Source organism: Candidatus Binataceae bacterium, from assembly GCA_035308025.1.
In the GTDB taxonomy this organism is placed as follows: domain Bacteria; phylum Desulfobacterota; class Binatia; order Binatales; family Binataceae; genus JAJPHI01.
Genome location: DATGHL010000029.1, coordinates 24,298 through 42,841 on the forward strand (window position 1 = coordinate 24,298; position 18,544 = coordinate 42,841).

At 62.5% G+C, this 18,544-nt stretch carries 17 protein-coding genes and 1 tRNA gene; 13 read left to right on the plus strand and 5 right to left on the minus strand.

Annotated elements, in window-relative coordinates:
* Nucleotides 1-64: 64 nt before the first annotated feature.
* Nucleotides 65-1,081 (minus strand): UDP-3-O-(3-hydroxymyristoyl)glucosamine N-acyltransferase, encoded by a 1,017-nt coding sequence (gene lpxD, locus VKS22_08290; protein ID HLW70609.1) that lies wholly within the window; start codon nt 1,079-1,081, stop codon nt 65-67.
* Between the two features lie 89 nt (nt 1,082-1,170).
* Between lpxD and VKS22_08295 the strand changes: the two genes are divergently transcribed.
* Both VKS22_08295 and VKS22_08300 read left to right on the plus strand, forming a co-directional pair.
* Nucleotides 1,171-2,097 (plus strand): IS1595 family transposase, encoded by a 927-nt coding sequence (locus VKS22_08295; protein ID HLW70610.1) that lies wholly within the window; start codon nt 1,171-1,173, stop codon nt 2,095-2,097.
* An 85-nt stretch (nt 2,098-2,182) separates the two neighbouring features.
* Nucleotides 2,183-2,443, plus strand: coding sequence for a hypothetical protein (locus VKS22_08300; GenBank protein ID HLW70611.1), 261 nt, complete (start codon nt 2,183-2,185; stop codon nt 2,441-2,443).
* A 687-nt stretch (nt 2,444-3,130) separates the two neighbouring features.
* Here VKS22_08300 and waaF read toward each other — a convergent pair.
* From waaF to gatC, 4 genes are read right to left on the minus strand one after another with little or no spacing between them, the layout of a single operon-like run.
* Nucleotides 3,131-4,243 (minus strand): lipopolysaccharide heptosyltransferase II, encoded by a 1,113-nt coding sequence (waaF, locus tag VKS22_08305; protein HLW70612.1) that lies wholly within the window; start codon nt 4,241-4,243, stop codon nt 3,131-3,133.
* A 33-nt stretch (nt 4,244-4,276) separates the two neighbouring features.
* Nucleotides 4,277-5,725 carry an Asp-tRNA(Asn)/Glu-tRNA(Gln) amidotransferase subunit GatB gene (gene gatB, locus VKS22_08310; GenBank protein HLW70613.1) on the minus strand — a complete coding sequence of 483 codons (1,449 nt, stop codon included), beginning with the start codon at nt 5,723-5,725 and terminating at the stop codon, nt 4,277-4,279.
* A gap of 4 nt (nt 5,726-5,729) precedes the next feature.
* Entirely contained in the window at nt 5,730-7,190 is a 1,461-nt protein-coding gene (gene gatA / locus VKS22_08315) for an Asp-tRNA(Asn)/Glu-tRNA(Gln) amidotransferase subunit GatA (protein ID HLW70614.1), read from the minus strand.
* A gap of 29 nt (nt 7,191-7,219) precedes the next feature.
* Nucleotides 7,220-7,516 carry an Asp-tRNA(Asn)/Glu-tRNA(Gln) amidotransferase subunit GatC gene (gene gatC / locus VKS22_08320; protein ID HLW70615.1) on the minus strand — a complete coding sequence of 99 codons (297 nt, stop codon included), beginning with the start codon at nt 7,514-7,516 and terminating at the stop codon, nt 7,220-7,222.
* Between the two features lie 117 nt (nt 7,517-7,633).
* Between gatC and VKS22_08325 the strand changes: the two genes are divergently transcribed.
* The 11 genes from VKS22_08325 (at nt 7,634) to kdpC (ending at nt 18,539) form a co-directional block, all read left to right on the plus strand.
* The gene (locus VKS22_08325; GenBank protein ID HLW70616.1) at nt 7,634-8,089 is read left to right on the plus strand and encodes a YraN family protein; all 456 of its coding nucleotides are present in this window, start codon (nt 7,634-7,636) and stop codon (nt 8,087-8,089) included.
* Nucleotides 8,090-9,361, plus strand: coding sequence for a serine--tRNA ligase (serS, locus tag VKS22_08330; protein HLW70617.1), 1,272 nt, complete (start codon nt 8,090-8,092; stop codon nt 9,359-9,361).
* A gap of 250 nt (nt 9,362-9,611) precedes the next feature.
* On the plus strand, nt 9,612-10,373 hold the full coding sequence (gene pstB / locus VKS22_08335) for a phosphate ABC transporter ATP-binding protein PstB (GenBank protein ID HLW70618.1): 762 nt from the start codon (nt 9,612-9,614) through the stop codon (nt 10,371-10,373).
* A gap of 22 nt (nt 10,374-10,395) precedes the next feature.
* On the plus strand, nt 10,396-11,085 hold the full coding sequence (gene phoU, locus VKS22_08340) for a phosphate signaling complex protein PhoU (GenBank protein HLW70619.1): 690 nt from the start codon (nt 10,396-10,398) through the stop codon (nt 11,083-11,085).
* Nucleotides 11,082-11,825 carry a response regulator gene (locus VKS22_08345; GenBank protein ID HLW70620.1) on the plus strand — a complete coding sequence of 248 codons (744 nt, stop codon included), beginning with the start codon at nt 11,082-11,084 and terminating at the stop codon, nt 11,823-11,825. The genes phoU and VKS22_08345 overlap by 4 nt, the downstream gene beginning before the upstream one ends.
* Nucleotides 11,818-13,242 (plus strand): ATP-binding protein, encoded by a 1,425-nt coding sequence (locus tag VKS22_08350; GenBank protein HLW70621.1) that lies wholly within the window; start codon nt 11,818-11,820, stop codon nt 13,240-13,242. The genes VKS22_08345 and VKS22_08350 overlap by 8 nt, the downstream gene beginning before the upstream one ends.
* Nucleotides 13,243-13,302: 60 nt before the next feature.
* Nucleotides 13,303-13,379, plus strand: a tRNA-Arg gene (locus VKS22_08355).
* 498 nt (nt 13,380-13,877) lie between these two features.
* Nucleotides 13,878-13,970 carry a K(+)-transporting ATPase subunit F gene (gene kdpF / locus VKS22_08360; GenBank protein HLW70622.1) on the plus strand — a complete coding sequence of 31 codons (93 nt, stop codon included), beginning with the start codon at nt 13,878-13,880 and terminating at the stop codon, nt 13,968-13,970.
* A 12-nt stretch (nt 13,971-13,982) separates the two neighbouring features.
* A complete protein-coding gene (gene kdpA, locus VKS22_08365) occupies nt 13,983-15,707 on the plus strand; it encodes a potassium-transporting ATPase subunit KdpA (protein ID HLW70623.1) in 1,725 nt (574 codons plus the stop codon).
* A 176-nt stretch (nt 15,708-15,883) separates the two neighbouring features.
* Complete coding sequence (gene kdpB, locus VKS22_08370) at nt 15,884-17,923, plus strand: potassium-transporting ATPase subunit KdpB (protein HLW70624.1); 2,040 nt, start codon at nt 15,884-15,886, stop codon at nt 17,921-17,923.
* A gap of 13 nt (nt 17,924-17,936) precedes the next feature.
* Complete coding sequence (kdpC, locus tag VKS22_08375) at nt 17,937-18,539, plus strand: potassium-transporting ATPase subunit KdpC (GenBank protein HLW70625.1); 603 nt, start codon at nt 17,937-17,939, stop codon at nt 18,537-18,539.
* Nucleotides 18,540-18,544: the final 5 nt, after the last annotated feature.

Below are 18,544 nucleotides of genomic sequence, written 5' to 3' on the forward strand. Positions count from 1 at the left end.
GAGAGCGACGGTCTAACTACTGCTACTTATTTGACGCCGGACGATCTGTAAACCTCGCCCAGGCTCAGGAGCCGAATTGTTCGGCGCGTTTCTCGAGCGCGCGCAAGCGTCGCGCAAGTTCGGGTAGGCGCGGCTCGACCGCAACCATCCGACGGAAGACTTTCAGATCGATCGCCGGCGTGCCGCCGACCAGAGCGTCGTCCGCCAAATCGTTATGCACGCCCGCCTGCGCAATGACGCGAACCCGATCGCCGATATTAGCATGATCGGCGCAGCCCGATTGTCCGCCGAACTGGCACCAGCTCCCGAGCTTGACCGAACCGGCGAGGCCGGACTGCGCCGCCATCCGCGAGTATTCGCCAACCTCGCAGTTGTGCCCCACCTGAATCAGATTGTCGAGTTTGACGCCACGCCGGATGAGCGTCACGCCCATCGTGGCGCGATCAATCGTCGTGTTCGCGCCGATTTCGACGTCGTCCTCGAGCATTACGCTGCCGACCTGCGGGACCTTGAGCAAGGCGCCGCGATGCTCGACGAAGCCGAAGCCGTCGGCGCCGATCACCGCACCGTTGAGAATCACGACGCGGTTGCCGATCGTGACGCCCTCACGAAGCGAAACCTGGCTGTGGCAGACGAAGTCGTCACCGATACGGACGTTCGCGTAAATCGTTACATGGGGATGAATCACCGCGTTGCGGCCGATCTTGACGTTCTCGCCAATCACCGCGTATGCGCCGACATGGGCGTTGTCGCCGATCCGGGCCGACGCGGCGATGGCGGCACTCGGATGGATTCCGGCCGAGGGACGATAGGGCGGAAAGAAGACCTCGAGCGCGCGCGCGAAGTCGAACGCCGGATTCTCGCTGATCAAGACGGCGCCCGGGGCATCGCCGACGAGGTCGGCGGGCACGATCGCCGCGGCGGCGGCCGAGGATCGTAACGCCGCGGCGTATTTCGGCCCGGTCGCAAAGGTAATCATGCCGGGCCCGGCCATCTCGATCGGAGCCGGGCCGGCGATCTCGACTGATCCATCACCGCGAATTGGCAAGCCGAGCTTTTGCGCAAGTTCAGTCAGCTTCATGAGCGATTCTCCGGTCCAGGTGAACTAAAGCTATATTTGGCGATTATGCTGGACTTGACTAACGGTACACCGTGTGTTAGATTTGTCGCATGAACATATGGAAAGATGGCGAACCGCAGATTGCCCGCCAGATGACGCTTGCTGACTTTGACCGGATGTTTCCTGATGAAACGGCGTGCAAGCTCTACCTGACCCTGAAGCGCTGGCCCGGAGGCGTTCAGTGCCCGCGCTGCGCCAATACCAAGGTTTACGAGAGCACCAAGCGCCCGTTCCATTGGCAGTGCATGAAATGCGGTCCAGGAAAGCGCAGGCCCTATCGGTTCTCGGTCACGGTCGGTACTGTATTCGAGAACACTAATTACAAACTGCTGGTTTGGTTTAAGGTTCTGTATCTGATCCTTACCAGCAAGAAGGGAATCAGCGCGCTTCAGATTCACCGCATGATCGGAAGCGGCTCCTACCGTACGGCTTGGTTCATGTGCCATCGGCTTCGCGCTGGACTCGCCGACGAGGGATTCCGCAAGTTGATGGGTATTGTCGAAGTTGACGAGACCTATATCGGTGGACTCAATGCAAACCGACCGCTGAAAAAGCGCTTCGCCCAGAAAGGACGCGGCCCGTCCGGAAAAACTGCGGTTATTGGAGCTATCGCCCGCAAAGGTAACGTCACCTGTCAAATCATCGAAGATACTTCCATCCCGACCATTTCGCGGTTCGTCCGTAAAGCGGTCTCCGACAAGGTTAGCTTGGTCGCCACCGATGAAGGCGCGGGCTATCGCTCTTTGCATCGTGAGTTTCCGCACGACACGGTTGACCATAAGGCACTCGAATACGTTCGCGGCGAAGTACATACGAACAATATCGAAAGCTTTTGGAGTCTGCTGAAGCGCGGAATTATCGGCACCTATCACAACGTGAGCACGAAATACCTGCCGCTGTACCTGAATGAGTTTCAGTTTCGCCACAATAACCGCAAAAATCCTGACATATTCGGCGAGGCGGTAAGAGGATGCTGAAGCGTCCGAACTGGCGGATGCTTCTGCATCATGCGACCAGAAAGCCAACGCAGCTTGATTTGTTTCCGCGAGCACGGCGCTACTGTTGATCCTGCACGGCTTTAGCCGCCGCTTCTTTGGCGCGTTTGGCTTTGCGCCGCTTCATCGCCCGATAGTGCGGATGTGTCTTCAGGTGATACTCAGCGCACGGGCGGCAGAAGAAGTGAATGATTTTCTGTTTATACATAAAGGTTCAGACACCTCATTTGCCATTTTGGATGACTATTTCAAAGTAATCCAACTTTCTCATGTTGGCATCTTCGACGTCCGTCCGGTCAATACCAAAGTCATAGAGCGTGTTTGCTAGAACAGCAGCGCACGTATCATCGACCTTTGAATGAATGACGAGCCGGGACTTTAATCGGGTCCATCCGTGCGATGTTGGCTCCCAGGGCATTGCCCAGCCAGCCCGCGCTAGAACCGCAGTGAGGGCGCGACTATCATCCTCGCAGCCCACTGAAGGGCAACGTAGTATGAGTGCCCTGCAATGCAAATTCATACTCTGTGCGCGTTTCGCTATCGCATCGCCCAAATCTGCCTGGTCCTGCGGCTTGATGAGTGTGCTTGTTACTGGTGCGAAAATCCCTGTCGCGGCGCTGCTTGGGATAGGAGCGGCACGCTCAACGCTGGATGGTATTGGGATAGCTTTAGGAGCGCCCGCCGCTACAATAGGCGCCCCGACAACTTGCTGAAAGGGCAAGCTAGAAGGGCTGCTAGTTGACCTAATTACTGCGAGCATAATAGCCGCTACCATGCAGGCTACTCCGAAGGCATAAGAGAACACGGCCCAGATGCGATGCCGATGGTCTAGTGCGTAGCCGCCGTACACAAAAGCTGCGCCTCCGAAGAATAGGGTGAGTAAGATCCCAAACATGAGACGCCCCTCCGCATCGAGAGATTCAGGCTCGCCAAAGTGGTGAAATCTTTGGCAATCTCTTGACCGGAGACGCTTATAGCCCGGCCCGACTTGTTAGTCAAGCTTGGCATAATCGCCCTATATTTCAGGATGGTCGAAAGCGCCGAGCTGCACGAGCGTCGCCGCGACTTCGCTCGCGGTAATAGCGTGCAGACAGTCGTAGTGTCCGAAGCGGCAGGTGCGCGCCAGACACGGGCTGCACGGCGGGGGATGAAGGATAAAGCGGGCACGCGGCCCGAGCGGTCCGGTGCGCGCTGGGTTAGTCGAGCCGAAGATCCCGACCGTCGCAATGCCGAGCGCCGCCGCCAGATGCATCGCGCCCGAGTCGTTACCGGCGAAGCCATCGCAGAGACTCAGCAGTGCTATCTGCTCACCCAAGGAGAGCGCTCCCGCGGCAACGATCGCACCGCCGCGCGCGACCGCCGCAAGCTGTTCGCAGCGGGTTCGCTCCGAAGCAGCGCCAACGATCACGCATCGTGCGCCGTGCACTTCCTGCAAGCGATTGATCAGCTCGACGTAACGCGCGGAGGGCCACTCCTTGGCCGCGCCGTACGCCGCGATCGGAGCGATCGCGACCAGCGCTCCGACGTGCCGGCCGCGCTGAGTATCGAGCCATGCGCGGATCCGTGCGAGATTATCGCGCGAAGGCTCGAGCTGTTCGCCGGTCGTTTCGGCGCTAGTCTGCGCGCCCAGAGTATCGCGCACCATCCCCAGCCAATAACCCGCCTGGTGGCCGCCGAGTGCGTCCGGCGCCGGTGTGGCGCGATGGGTCAAGAGAGGCCGCCGCCCGCCGGTCGCGTAGCCGGCGCGATTGGGAATTCTCGCCAGCGTCATCCATAGCGCCGACTCGAAGCTGTTGGGAAAGAGTATCGCGAGGTCAAAACTTCGCGCACGAATTCCCCGAACCACATGCCAATTGCGGCGCAGGACGCGCAAGCCGGAAGCGTCGCGGTAGGTGATCGTCTCGTTGATCCAGTCGATACCGTCGAAGAAACCTGCGAGGTTCTCTCTGACCAGGACGGCGAGCCGGGCGGCTGGAAAAGCGGCGCGTACGGCGCGCAGCGCCGGCAGGCTCATCACGAGGTCGCCGAGCCAGTTGACCTCCTTGACGAGAATCCGCTGCGGAACGATCTCTAGCGCACGCGGAGCGGGCCGATGTGGCGATGTCGGCGTGGGTGAGACTTCATCCATCGCGTGGGCGGATAGGCAAGTAGAGATCGTCGCTCAACCGTCGAGCTTGCGTTTGAGAATGTCGTTGACCATGCGCGGATTGCCCTTGCCGCTCATCTCCTTCATGACCGAGCCGACGAAGAAGCCAAAGAGCTTGTCGCGGCCCGCGCGATATTCGCCGACTTTGCGGATATGTCTTTCGATTACGCGATCGCATGCGTCTGCGATCGCGGCCTCATCGGAGACCTGCATCAGGCCCAGTTCGCCGACTGTGGCAGTGGCGCTTTTGCCCGACTTGACCATCGCGGCGAAAGCGGTCTTCGCGGCGTTGAGGCTGATCGCGCCGTCCTCGATTAGTTTGAGCAGCGCGCCCGTTTCTGCCGCCGCGGGCGCGGCCTCGGCGAGCGGCTTGCCGCTCTCGTTGACCAGGCGGAGGACTTCGGTCATCACCCAGTTGGCTGCAGCCTTGTAATTTTTGAGGCCCACGGCGAGCAGATTGGTGAAGTAGTCGGCCAGCTCGCGATCTTCGGTGAGCACGCCCGCTTCGTATGCCGTTAGCCCATAGTCGCGCACGAGGTTTTCGCGAAGCTGGGCAGGCAGCACCGGCATCGCCGCGGCGATCTGCTCGATCATTTCGGCGCTTACGCGCAGCGGCGGCAGGTCGGGCTCGGGGAAATAACGATAGTCGTTGGCGAACTCCTTGGAACGCATCGGGCGGGTCTCTGCGCGCACCGGATCCCACAGCAGGGTTTCCTGCGGGATGCGGCCGCCCGCCGCGATAACGTCAATCTGGCGCGCGACTTCGTGACCTATCGCATCCTCGACGAAGCGGATCGAATTGAGATTTTTGATTTCGGTCCGTGAGCCGAATTTTTCCGAGCCCCTGGGCCTGACCGAGACATTGACGTCGCAGCGGAAGTTGCCCTCTTCCATCCGCGCCTCGGATGCGCCGGTATAGCGCAGCAACGCGCGCAGCGCGTGCAGGTAGGCCGCGGCCTCGGCGGCCGTGCGAATATCAGGCTCGCTGACAACCTCGACGAGCGGCACGCCGGAACGGTTGAAATCAACCAGGCTAAAGTCGCCTTCGTGGATGTTCTTGCCGGCGTCTTCCTCCATGTGAATGCGCACGAGGCGGATAGGCCTTACCCCGCCGTTATGGGGAATCTCGATATAGCCGCCGATACACAGCGGCTGATCATACATGCTGATCTGATAGCCCTTGGGCAGGTCCGGATAGAAGTAGCTCTTGCGCGCGAAGATCGAATCGGGCGCGATGGTGCAATGGGCGGCGAGTCCCATCCGAATCGCCAGCTCGACCGCGTCCCGATTGAGCACCGGCAACACTCCCGGCATCCCGAGACATACCGGGCACGTATGCTCGTTGGGTCCGGCGCCGAAGCCGTTCGCGCATCCGCAAAACAGTTTCGAGCGGGTCGCCAGATGGGCGTGGACTTCGAGTCCGATTACCGCTTCATAGGTTTCTGAAGAAATTGACTCGTTCATTCTATTAAGCCGCACTGCGCAACGGCGGTGTCCGGCGCTCGCAAGCGCCCGAGTTTTCGTAGGCGTCGGCCGCGCGCAGCATCGCCTCTTCGCCGAACGGTGCGCCGATGATCTGCAAGCCGATCGGCAGCCCGGCGCCGTCGTAGCCGCAAGGGAGCGAGAGCCCGGGCAGTCCCGCCAGATTAACCGAAATCGTAAAAATGTCCGAGAGGTACATCTGCATTGGATCGGCCGTCTTCTCGCCCAGGCGAAAAGCCGTGGTTGGCGCGACCGGCGTAGCGATAAGGTCGCAGCGCGCGAAGGCCGCTTCAAAGTCACGCCGAATCAGCGTGCGCACCTGCTGCGCCTTCAAATAGTAGGCGTCGTAATAGCCGCTCGAGAGTGCGAAGGTGCCGAGCATGATCCGCCGTTTGACCTCGGCGCCGAAGCCGCGCGCGCGCGTCCGGTTATACAACTCGATATTGTTGTCGGCATCGACGCGCAGGCCGTAGCGGATGCCGTCGTAGCGCGCGAGATTGGCGCTCGCCTCGGCGGTCGCGACAATGTAGTAAGTCGCGATCGCATAATCGGTATGCGGCAGCGAGATTTCGACCAGCTTCGCGCCCAGCGACTCAAACTGCCGCAACGCGGTGCGTACAGACTCCTCGACTTCAGGATTCATCCCGCTGACGAAGTATTCGCGCGGGACGCCGATTCGCAGCCCCTCGATGTCGCCGGTCAGCGCGCGCTCGTAATCGGGAACGGGCCGCGCCGAACAGGTCGAATCCTGCGGGTCGCTGCCCGCGAGCTCGCGCAACATGATCGCGGCGTCGCGCACGGTCTTGGTGAAGGGGCCGACCTGATCGAGCGACGAAGCGAAAGCGATTACGCCGAAGCGGCTGACGCGGCTGTAGGTCGGCTTGAGGCCGACGACGCCGCAGAACGATGCCGGCTCGCGGATCGAGCCGCCGGTATCGGTGCCGAGCGCGGCGAGACACTCCTCCGCAGCGACCGCCGCGGCCGAGCCGCCCGACGAGCCGCCGGCGACGCGCGTCAAATCGTAGGGATTGCGCGTCGGCCCGAAGGCGGAATTCTCGCTCGACGAGCCCATCGCGAACTCGTCCATATTGGCCTTGCCGACGAAGACTGCGCCGGCCTCCCGCAGCCGTGCGATCACCGTGGCGTCGTAGGGCGCGACGAAATTGCCGAGGATCTTTGACGCGCAGGTCGTCCGGATGCCGCGGGTCAGATAGATGTCCTTGATCGCGAGCGGGATGCCGCAGAGCGCCGGGGCGTCGCCGCGCGCGAGCCGCGCGTCCGCCGCCGCGGCCTGCTCCAGAGCTTCGCGCGGGCAGACCGTGATGAAGGCGTTGAGACGGCGCTCCAACTCGGCGATGCGATCGAGGCAGGCGCGCGTCAGCTCCTGCGCGGAGATTTCGCGGCGCACGAGGCGATCGCGGGCCTCGGCGATAGTCAGTCTGAACAACTCTCCACTCATCGTTACGGTGCCCGGGCCTACTCGATAATCTTTGGCACCCGAAAGAAATGGTCCTGACGTGCGGGCGCGTTCGCGAGCATCGGTTCGGCCGCCGGCGCGTTGAGAACCTCATCGGCGCGCATCGGAACGCCGATCTCGCCGACCTGAGCAGTTGGCGGGATGGCGCTGGTGTCGAGCTGATTGAGCTTGTCCACGTAAGTGAGGATCGCGCTGAGGTCATTCTGCAGCGCACCTTCTTCCTCGGGCGCCAGTTCGAGCCGGGCCAGGCGCGCGACATGACGGACCTGCTCGAGGGTTATGCGGCTGTCAGACATGGACGGAAATCGTAACATCGGTCGCGGGCCAAGTCAGGGGCTTTGGGCATCGCCGCACCCGGGTAATCGCGCCCGCGGTGGCGGCTCGTTAAGATAGCTCATCCGCACCAAACTCCGATGCCGCCAATACCGTCGCACAGCCGCTCAATCCGCAACTGGATCCGAAGGCCGTACATCGCGCTGGGCGAGCTCCTGGATCGCTGCTACGAGGAGCTGCCGTGGCGCAGACGGCTCCCGCTCGGTCCGCGCGGCGAGCAGATCGCACGGCGCTATCTGCGCCGCTGCGGCTATTTGATTCTAGCGCGGAACTATCGCGCGATGGGCGCTGAAATCGATCTCGTCGCGCTCGACGACGCCGCGCTGGTGTTCGTCGAGGTCAAGGCGCGCAGCGGCCTCGAGGCCGGGACGCCGCAGGAGGCGGTGGACGAGCGCAAGCAGGAGCAGATCCGCCGCGCGGCCGAGGCCTATGTCGCCGCCCGCCACGCCCACGGCGTCGCGACCCGCTTTGACGTAATCGCGATTACCGGGGCCGGACGCCGGCGCAAGCTCGAACTGATAAAGGATGCGTTCTAAATGCTGGATATCAAGCTGATTCGCGAACAGACCGCCTGGGTCAAGGCGGAACTCGGCCGTGCCGGAGTGCCTGAGGGTGATGTCGACACGGTGCTCGAAGCAGATGTGGCGCGCCGCCTCGCACAAAAGGAACTTGACGACCTACGCGCGCATCGAAGCAGCAGGTCAAAGGAACTCGGTGCCTTGCCGGCCGCGCAGCGCGAAAAGCTTCGCGGCGAAATGCGCGAGGTGGGCGACCGGATTGCCGCGCTGGAGCAGCATCAGGCCGAGGTCGAGAAACGCTTCGCCGAATCGATGCTCGCCTTGCGGAACATCCCGCGCGACTACGTTCCGACCGGCAATAGCGAGGCCGATAACCGCGTGATCCGGACCGAGGGTGAGCCGCGCCAATTCGACTTCAAGCCGCTACCGCATTGGGAGCTCGGTGAACGCCTCGGCATCATCGACTTCGAGCGCGGGGTGAAGCTCTCCGGCTCACGCTTCTACTTGTTGCGCGGGCCTGGCGCGCGGCTCGAGCGCGCGCTCATCTCATGGATGCTCGACCTCAAGCGCGAGCAGGGTTATCTCGAAATCATCCCGCCGCTGATGGTCAACACCGCGACGGCGACCAGCACGGGACATCTGCCAAAGAATGCCGACACGATGTATCGCGACGTCGAAGACGATTTTTGGTTCATCCCGACCGCCGAGGTGCCGCTGACCAGCATGTATCGCGACGAGATTCTCGACGCCGGCCAGCTACCGATCAATCTCACGGCCTATACGCCCTGCTTCCGGCGCGAGCGGATGTCGGCCGGCCGCGACGTGCGCGGTATCAAGCGTGGCCATCAGTTCGACAAGGTCGAGATGGTCAAGCTGGTGCGGCCCGAGACCTCGGATGAGGAATTGAAGACGTTGGTCGATCACGCCGCCGCGGTCTGCCGCGGGCTCGAGATTCCGTTCCGCGTCGTGCAGCAGTGCACCGGCGATCTTAACGTGGCGAGCGCCGCGAGCTACGACCTCGAGCTGTGGGCGCCCGGACTCGGCGAGTGGCTCGAAGTAAGCTCGTGCTCGAACTGCACCGATTTCCAGATGCGACGCGCCAATATCCGCTTCCGGCCGCAGAAAGGCGGCAAGACCGAGTTCGTCCACGCGCTCAACGGCTCGGGGCTGGGATTGCCGCGGACGCTAATCGCGGTGCTCGAGAATTATCAGCAGGCCGACGGCAGTGTCACGATTCCCGAGGTGCTGCGTCCGTATATGGGTGGGTCAGCGACGATTTCGGCGGGTTGAGGACCGCCGGCCCATAGACTCGTCGTCCACGATCGGGCTCCTGCAAAATTCACGGGGAGCTCTCAGGCCCAAGGCCAAGTCACGTTGGTAGGCTTTTAACAATTTGATAACACGCGCTACCTGTACTTTTGGTAGACCGCAGGTTGTGATCAAAGTCGGCCGGTTTTGCGCGTCAGCACAATGGGTGTCGTTATATTGCCCGCGCCGGGATTAAGATGGATCACGAGCAGCAGCTCCAGAGTAGTGAGGGATGGCGGATAAACTGGAAGCCCGGCGGCTTAGCGCCTGGTTCGGCAAGACGCGCGCGCTGCACGAGATTAGTCTCGGCGTCGCGGCGAATCGGATCACGGCGATCATCGGTCCGTCGGGCTGCGGCAAGTCAACGCTGGTGCGTTGTTTCAATCGTATGCACGAGGTCATACCCGGCGCGACGGCCGAGGGTGAGGTGCTGCTGGACGGCAAGAATATCTACGATGCCCCGATTGATCCGGTAAGGGTGCGGCGGCGGATCGGAATGGTCTTTCAAAGGCCGACGCCGTTCCCGACGATGTCGGTCGCCGAGAATGTCGCCGCCGGGTTGACCCTCAATGGCGCCGCGCCCTCGCGCGCCGAGCGCGATCGCATCGTCGAGCAAAGTTTGCGGCTGGCGGCCTTGTGGGATGAGGTCAAAGATCGCCTGCGACGACCCGGCACCAGCCTGTCAGGCGGTCAGCAGCAGCGGTTGTGTGTGGCGCGCGCCCTGGCAGTCGAGCCGGAGGTGCTGCTGATGGACGAGCCATGCTCGGCGCTCGACCCGATCTCGACGGCGCGGATCGAAGAGCTGCTGCTCGAACTGAAGGAGAATTATACGATCGCGATTGTGACGCATAATATGCAGCAGGCGGCCCGCACCGCGGACTTCACCGCGTTCTTGTATGCGGGCGATCTGATCGAGTTCGGCGAGACCAAGCAAATTTTTACTAATCCGTCGAAGCGCGAAACTGAGGACTACATCACCGGCAGATTCGGCTAAAGGCGGTAAGCGAGGAAGTCTCATGGACACGGTTCAGCCCCAGCACACTAATCGCCAGTACGAAGTCGAGTTGCGCGAGCTGCGAGCCGGTCTGATCAAGATGGGCGGTCTGGTTGAGAGCCAGATCGCCGAGGCGATCGAAGCCCTGACCGAGCGCGATACTGCGCAGGCGCACGCGACGATTGCTCGCGACGCCGAGGTCAACCGCATGGACGTCGAGAACGATGAGCGCTCGATTCGCCTGCTCGCACTGCATCAGCCGGCGGCGAGCGACCTGCGCTTCATCACGACCAGCCTCAAGATCACCACGGATCTGGAAAGGATCGGCGACAACGCCGTCAATATCTGCGAGCGCGCGCTTGAGTTGAGCGGGCTGCCTCAGATCAAACCTTATATCGACATTCCGCGCATGGCTGCGATTGCGCAATCGATGGTCAGGGATAGCGTTGACGCCTTCATGCGCGACGATCCCAACCTGGCCGAAGACGTGATCAGCCGCGACGACGAAGTGGACGCGCTCAATTATCAGATTTACCGCGAGCTGCTGAGCTACATGGCGGAGGATCCGACGATCATCGGGCACGCCACGCAGGTGTTGTTTGTGTCGAAGAACCTTGAACGCGTCGCGGATCACGCGACCAATATCGCGGAGATGGTGGTCTATATGGTGAAAGGGCGGACGATCCGGCACATGGAAAAGAAGCAGCCATGATGAATCAAACAGCCGAAGCGACGCGGGAACGGATTCGCCAGAAAATCCTGGTGGTCGAGGATGAGGCCGACATCCGCGAACTGCTCTGCTACAGCCTCACGCAAGAGGGTTACGCAGTCGAGGAAGCCGCCGACGGCGCCGAGGCGCTTGAGCGCGTGAACCGGCGCGCGCCGGACCTCGCGATGCTCGATTTGATGCTGCCGCGCATGTCGGGGCTCGAGGTCTGCCGGCGCCTGCGCGCCAATCCCGAAACCGCGCGTCTGCCGGTGATCATGGTGACGGCGAAGGGCGCTGAGGTCGATCGCATCCTGGGGCTCGAAATGGGCGCGGACGATTACGTCGTCAAGCCCTTCAGCCCGCGCGAAGTGGTCGCCCGCGTCAAGGCTCTACTGCGGCGCGCCAACGCAGAGCTCGAGCCGCGCGCCGCGGGGAGCTACGAAAAAGGACGACTGCGGGTGGACTTCGGCACCTATGAAGTTTTTGTCGAAGACGTTAAGCATGATCTCGCCTTGCGCGAGTTCGAGCTGCTGCGCTTTTTCGTCCAGCACCCGCTGCGCGTTTACAGCCGCGAGCAATTGCTCGACCTGGTGTGGGGCCGCGACACCTTTGTCGAGCCGCGCACCGTCGACGTCCATGTACGCCGCCTCCGTCAGCAGATCGAGCGCGACGACGCCAACCCCGAACTCATTCTGACAGTGCGCAGCGTCGGCTATCGGTTCAATCCGGAACCGCTTGGCTAGATCGTTCACGGCCCGGCTAGCGGCCGCGACCTTTCTCGGATTCCTTCCGGCGGCCGCGCTCCTCCTGGTGCTCGCCGCACGTGGTGTGGTGGCGCCGCTTTGGGTTGGGCTGGCGCTCGCGCTGAGCCTGCTTACTGGAGGAGCCGCAGTGGCGGCCTTGGCGCGCGGCCGGCAGCGGCGTGATGAGCGCCTGGCCGCGGTGGCCGACGCCCTGATGCGGCACAAGCCGCCGTTTCATCTGATTACGCGCCGCCGCGACGCACCGCCAGATCCGGTGGAGAGCCGCCTGCTCGACGCCGCCGCCGCGATCGCGGCCGAACTCGCCGTCCTGGCCGGCCAGCGCGAGGAATTCGAGGCGATTCTGCGCAGTATGTCGGAGGCCGTGGTCGTCACCGGCCGGCGCGGCGACGTCGTCCTGCTCAATGGCGCTGCCCATCGGATGTTTGCGCTGGCGCCTGACGCCAACTACCTCGCGCGCGATTTCGTTGAACTGTGCCGCGATCCGCGCCTGCAGGAGTTCGTCGCCCGCGCCACCGCCGCCGACGCCACCGAGCTGATTGCCGGCGAGGTGCAGATTCAGTTACCCGCGCCCCGCGCGCTCGAGGTCAGCGCCGCGCCGGTGCGTCAGAATCCGTCGGCTGCCGCCTGGGTCTTCGTCTTTCACGACATCTCACGGCTCAAGTCCTACGAAACCATGCGCAGCGACTTTATCGCCAACCTGACGCACGAATTGCGCACGCCGCTGACGGCGCTGTACGGCTACGCCGAGACCCTGCAAAAGGGCGTCGATGATCCGCCCACCGCCCGCCGTTTCCTCGGGATCATCGCGCGCCAGACACGCCGTCTCGCGCGGCTCATCGACGACCTCGTCTCGCTCTCCGACCTCGAGCGCGGCTTTACTCCGCTCAAGTTCGAGCGGGTCGCGCCAATGAGGGTGATCGAGGAGGCCGTCGAGCTGATGCTCGAGCAGGCCCGCGAGCGCGGGGTCGCGCTCGCCGTCAAGCCGGAAGCCGCTGAGGCGGAGCTCACCGCGGACCGCGATCGCCTGCATCAGGTGCTGATCAATTTGATCGATAACGCGCTCAAATACACGCCGCGCGGCGGAAGCGTGACCGTGCAGGCGCACGCCGTCGAAGACATTGGGGTCAACATCGCGGGTCACAACCCGTTGGGTGGCATCGCTTTCAGCGTGGCGGATACGGGCGAGGGGATCCCAGCGGCGCATATCCCGCGGCTCACGGAACGCTTCTATCGGGTCGATCGCGCCCGCTCGCGTGAACTCGGCGGCACCGGGTTAGGCCTTGCGATCGTCAAGCATATCGTGCAGATGCATCGCGGCAACCTGAAGATTGAAAGCCGCGTGCGCGAAGGCACCACCGTAACGGTCTTCCTGCCCTCGGCGCCGCCGCGAAATTAAGGCCGCAGTGCGTCTTGCGATAGCCCTCCGCTTATGGACAATGAAAGGTTCACGCCAGCCGCGCCCTTAGCTCAGCGGATTAGAGCAACAGACTACGGATCTGTGGGTCGGGGGTTCAAATCCCTCAGGGCGCGCCATTTCCATCAGCTGATTCCGGTCGCGCCGACTTTGCCTTTGCTAAATTGTGTTCTCCAGAGAACATTCAGTTACTTACGGTCCTTCCCGGCGCCCGGCTGCCAGATTAGATATGAGAGACCCTGGAGCGCAGAACAGAATGGAACTTAGCTAGCCGCTCCCCCCGGCAAGTCGGTTCTATAAGTTCTGCGCCCTCCCAGGGCCTCCTTCCCGCCTTCACGTTCAATCTTTAGTCTTTGAGACAACTTTCGCGGCGGCGCCCGAAGACGACCCACCGTCTGACAGCCGCCGCCACCCCTTGAACCTTTCATTCTGCACGGTTAGACGATGCAACCTGCATCGGCTGATCGGCTGGACGCCAAATAATCGAGGCTTTCCCACTTCCGGCGCGCGGCACGGATGCTGCTCCGCCTCTCGCTCATGATGGACTTTATTTTCCTTTCGACGACCGGCGCATTCTTCCTGATCGCGCTTGCATATGTCTGGGGGTGCACACGCCTATGAGCCCGTGGGAATTGGTGATGGGCTCGCTCATGGCGGTGGGGCTGACGACCTACCTGGTCTACGCAATGTTGCGCCCGGAAAAGTTCTAGGCGGAGCCGTCGATGCTAAACGCCATCATTCAAGTTGGACTATTTTTCGTTCTCGTGACTGTGATCAGCGTGCCGTTGGGACTCTACATGGCGCGAGTTTTTGCGGGCGAACGGACGCTGCTCGATCCCGTGCTGAGGCCGGTCGAGCGCTTGATCTGTCGACTGTGCAGTGTGCAGCCCGCGACCGAGCAGACTTGGGTCGAGTATGCGGTCGCGATGCTGCTGTTCAGCGCGGCTGGCATGATTCTGCTCTACGCGATGGAACGGTTGCAGCAATTTCTCCCGTTGAATCCCGCCGGGTTAGGGGCGGTCGCGCCGGACCTCGCTTTCAACACCGCAGCGAGCTTCACGACCAATACCAACTGGCAGGCCTACGGTGGCGAATCGACCATGAGCTACTTCACGCAAATGGCCGGGCTCGCCTTTCACAACTTCGTCTCGGCCGCCGCGGGTATCGCCGTCGCGATCGCGGTTATCCGCGGCTTCGTGCGCCGCAGCAGTAAGACGATCGGGAATTTCTGGGTCGATCTCGTGCGCGCGACCCTGTGGGTGCTGCTGCCGATCAGTCTCCTCGGCACGCTGGTGCTCGTATGGCAGGGCGTGCCGGACAACTTCAGCTCCTACACGCACGTGAAAACCGTTGAAGGGGCCGAGCAGGTAATTGCGCAAGGTCCCGTCGCGTCACAGGAAGTGATCAAGGAGCTCGGCACCAACGGCGGCGGCTTTTTTAACGCCAACTCGGCCCATCCGTACGAGAATCCGACGCCGCTGACCAACTTGCTCGAGATGCTTGCGATCTTAGCGATCAGCGCCGGCCTCACTCACACCTTCGGCCAGATGGCCGGCGACCGCCGTCAGGGCTGGGCGTTGTTCGGCGCGATGGCGCTTCTGTTCCTGATGGGCGCCGCGGTCGCCATTCGCAGCGAGCAGCACGGCAATCCGCAATTCGCCGCGATGGGCATACATCAGGCCGCCAGCGCGACGCAAAGCGGCGGCAACATGGAAGGTAAGGAGACCCGCTTCGGCATCGTCAATTCAGCGCTCTGGGCGACCATCACGACCGATACGTCATGCGGCGCGGTCAATGCGATGCATGACAGCTTCACGCCGCTCGGTGGCCTGATTCCGCTGATCGATATGCAGATCGGCGAAATCATCTTTGGCGGCGTCGGCTCGGGGCTCTATGGGATGCTGATCATGGCCGTGCTCGCAGTTTTCATCGCGGGCCTGATGGTCGGTCGCACGCCGGAATATCTCGGCAAGAAAATCGAGGGACGCGAGATGAAACTCGCGATGCTCTTCATCCTGATTTTTCCGACAGTAATTCTCTTGCCGGCTGCGATCGCAGTAGTTATCAAGCCCGGACTCGCCGGCATTTCGAATCCCGGCCCGCACGGCTTTTCGCAGATTCTCTATGCCTTCACTGAGGCCTCGGCGAACAACGGCTCGGCCTTCGGCGGACTCAACGCGAACGCACCGTTCTACAACGTGACGCTCGCGGTGGTGATGCTCTTCGGCCGCTTCATGATGAAAGTGCCCGCGCTGGCGCTGGCCGGATCGTTGGTGGTCAAAAAAACCGTGCCGCCGAGCGCCGGAACCTTTCCCACCAATGGCGCGATCTTCGTGGTGCTGCTGGTCGGCGTCATTCTGATTGTCGCCGCGCTGACGTTTTTTCCTGCCGACGCGCTCGGACCAATCGTCGAGCATCTCGTGATGCGCGCCGGCAAGCTCTACTAGGAAACCTCTGCACAACCTCCTGTGTCATCCTGAGCGAAGTGAGCGACGCGAACGCAGTCGAAGGACCTCGGACAGCTTCGCGTCAGCGAAGCCGGCACCGGTTTCTGAGCTCGGTGAGTTCTGGTTTTTTCAAGGAATTTCTAACCCGCTCTACTAGGCAAGAGGACTGAGCTGAAATGGCTGATCGCAAGGCAACCCCGCTGTGGCAAGGCGAAATCGTTCGCGGCGCGATGCGGGACTCCATCCGCAAGTTCGATCCGCGCATCCAGGCGCGCAACCCGGTGATGTTCGTGGTCGAAGTTACGGCGCTCGCCGTGACCTTTATCCTGGCGCGCGATTTTTTCATGGGACGCAACACGCTCGCGCTCTTCGAGCTGCAAATCGCGCTGTGGCTGTGGTTTACCGTCGGATTCGCCAACTTCGCCGAGGCGATGGCGGAGGGGCGCGGCAAAGCCCAAGCCGACAACCTGCGCAAAACCCGTACGGAAACTCAGGCGCGGCAGATCAAAGACGACCGTGAAATCATAGTGCCGGCGCCCTCGCTGCGGCGCGACGATGTCGTCCTGGTCAAGGCGGGCGAAGTGATCCCCGGTGACGGCGAGGTCATCGAGGGCGTCGCCGCGGTCAACGAGGCGGCGATCACCGGCGAGTCGGCCCCGGTAATTCGCGAGAGCGGCGGCGATCGCAGCGCGGTCACCGGCGGCACCACCGTCATCTCGGACTGGATCAAGGTACGGGTCACCGCCAATCCGGGCGAGACCTTTCTCGATCGCATGATCGCGCTTGTCGAGGGCGCGGCGCGGCAAAAAACCCCCAACGAGATTGCACTGAGCATCCTGCTCGCCGGCCTGACGATCATCTTCATGCTGGTCTGCGTGAGCCTCTATCCGTTCGCGCTTTTCGGCGGCACGACCTTGACGCTGCCGATGCTGGTGGCCTTGCTGGTCTGTCTGATTCCAACCACGATCGGCGGCCTGCTCTCGGCGATCGGGATCGCCGGCATGGACCGGCTGGTGCAGCACAACGTACTCGCGATGTCCGGCCGCGCGGTCGAGGCCGCCGGTGACGTCGATACCTTGCTGCTCGACAAGACCGGCACGATTACCCTGGGTGATCGGATGGCCACCGAGTTTCTTCCCGTCGGCGGTTTGAGCGCGGCTGACCTCGCCGACGCGGCGCAGCTCGCGTCGCTGGCCGACGAGACCCCAGAAGGGCGCTCGATCGTGGTGCTGGCCAAGCGCGAATATAATCTGCGCGGCCGCGAGCTGGCGGACGCCGGCGCGGAATTCATCGCGTTTTCGGCGCAGACCCGCATGAGCGGCGTCGATATCGGGGGGCGCAAAATTCGCAAGGGTGCCGCCGCGCAAATCACCAGGTTCGTCCAAGACAATCACGGCCTGGTGCCGGAAGAGCTCGCCGAGATTGTCGAGCGTATCGCCAAGGGCGGCGGCACGCCGCTGGTGGTCGCCGACAGCGCGCGCGTGCTCGGCGTGATCCATTTGAAGGACATCATCAAAGAGGGCATCAAGGAGCGCTTCGCCCGGCTGCGCGCGATGGGTATGCGGACCGTGATGATCACCGGCGACAATCCGTTGACCGCCGCCGCGATCGCGCGCGAGGCCGGCGTCGACGACTTCCGCGCCGAGGCCACGCCCGAAACCAAGCTCAAGCTGATTCGCGACGAGCAGGCGGACGGCAAGCTGGTCGCGATGATCGGCGACGGCACCAACGATGCACCCGCGCTCGCGCAGGCCGACGTAGGCATCGCCATGAACGCCGGCACGCAGGCGGCGCGCGAAGCCGGCAATATGATCGATTTGGATTCGAATCCGACCAAAATTATGGAGGTCGTCGAGATCGGCAAGCAACTCCTGATCACCCGCGGCGCGTTGACTACTTTCTCCATCGCCAATGACGTCGCCAAATACTTCGCGATTATTCCCGCCATGTTCGTCATCGGCTATCCCGAGTTGCAGTCGCTCAACATCATGCATCTGGCGACGCCGCAGAGCGCGATCCTCTCCGCAGTAATTTTCAACGCGCTGATTATCGTGGCGCTGATTCCGCTGGCGCTGCGCGGAGTGAAGTACCGCCCAGTTGGTGCAGCCTCGATTCTGACGCGCAATCTGCTGATCTACGGGATGGGCGGAGTGATCGTCCCGTTCATCGGGATTAAGGTTATCGATCTCGCGATCGCCGCGCTCCATCTGGCCTAAGGAGAATTAGGTTATGCGCCTCTGGACTGCGCTCAAGATGACGTTAGTGCTGACCGTGCTTACGGGTATAATCTATCCCGTCGCGATGGCCGGCATAGCCAATCTGGTATTCCCCTATCAGGCTCAGGGTAGCCTGCTGAGCCGCAACGGCAAAATCGTCGGTTCAGCGTTGATCGGGCAGAATTTCAGCGCGCCGCGCTACTTTCAAAGCCGTCCTTCGGCGGCCGGCGCCAAGGGTTACGACGCCTCGAATTCGAGCGGCTCGAACCTGGGTCCGACCAACAAGGCGCTCATCGACGCGGTGCGGCAGCGGCTGAAGGCTGTGACCGAGAACAATCCGGGCGTTACCGCGGCCCAAGTGCCGATCGATCTGGTAACTGCTTCCGGCAGCGGGCTCGATTTCGAGATCAGTCCCGCCGCCGCCGATCTTCAGGTTGAACGGGTGGCCAAGGCGCGCGGGCTGGATGAGGCCGCGGTGCGGAAGCTCGTCGCGGATCACACGCGGGGACGCTGGGCGGGAATCCTCGGCGAGCCGGGCGTCAACGTCTTGGCCCTCAACCTCGCGCTCGAGCGCCTGACGCCGGGATCGCCACCGAGCGGCGCGGGGCGGAATTGATCCGA

Excerpts from the sequence above, each read along its gene's own strand:
- lpxD (HLW70609.1), bottom strand. The coding sequence starts at position 1,081 with ATGAAGCTGACTGAACTTGCGCAAAAGCTCGGCTTGCCAATTCGCGGT.
- VKS22_08295 (HLW70610.1), top strand. The coding sequence starts at position 1,171 with ATGAACATATGGAAAGATGGCGAACCGCAGATTGCCCGCCAGATGACG.
- waaF (HLW70612.1), bottom strand. The coding sequence starts at position 4,243 with ATGGATGAAGTCTCACCCACGCCGACATCGCCACATCGGCCCGCTCCG.
- gatB (HLW70613.1), bottom strand. The coding sequence starts at position 5,725 with ATGAACGAGTCAATTTCTTCAGAAACCTATGAAGCGGTAATCGGACTC.
- gatC (HLW70615.1), bottom strand. The coding sequence starts at position 7,516 with ATGTCTGACAGCCGCATAACCCTCGAGCAGGTCCGTCATGTCGCGCGC.
- VKS22_08325 (HLW70616.1), top strand. The coding sequence starts at position 7,634 with ATGCCGCCAATACCGTCGCACAGCCGCTCAATCCGCAACTGGATCCGA.
- serS (HLW70617.1), top strand. The coding sequence starts at position 8,090 with ATGCTGGATATCAAGCTGATTCGCGAACAGACCGCCTGGGTCAAGGCG.
- pstB (HLW70618.1), top strand. The coding sequence starts at position 9,612 with ATGGCGGATAAACTGGAAGCCCGGCGGCTTAGCGCCTGGTTCGGCAAG.
- phoU (HLW70619.1), top strand. The coding sequence starts at position 10,396 with ATGGACACGGTTCAGCCCCAGCACACTAATCGCCAGTACGAAGTCGAG.
- VKS22_08345 (HLW70620.1), top strand. The coding sequence starts at position 11,082 with ATGATGAATCAAACAGCCGAAGCGACGCGGGAACGGATTCGCCAGAAA.
- kdpF (HLW70622.1), top strand. The coding sequence starts at position 13,878 with ATGAGCCCGTGGGAATTGGTGATGGGCTCGCTCATGGCGGTGGGGCTG.
- kdpA (HLW70623.1), top strand. The coding sequence starts at position 13,983 with ATGCTAAACGCCATCATTCAAGTTGGACTATTTTTCGTTCTCGTGACT.
- kdpB (HLW70624.1), top strand. The coding sequence starts at position 15,884 with ATGGCTGATCGCAAGGCAACCCCGCTGTGGCAAGGCGAAATCGTTCGC.
- kdpC (HLW70625.1), top strand. The coding sequence starts at position 17,937 with ATGCGCCTCTGGACTGCGCTCAAGATGACGTTAGTGCTGACCGTGCTT.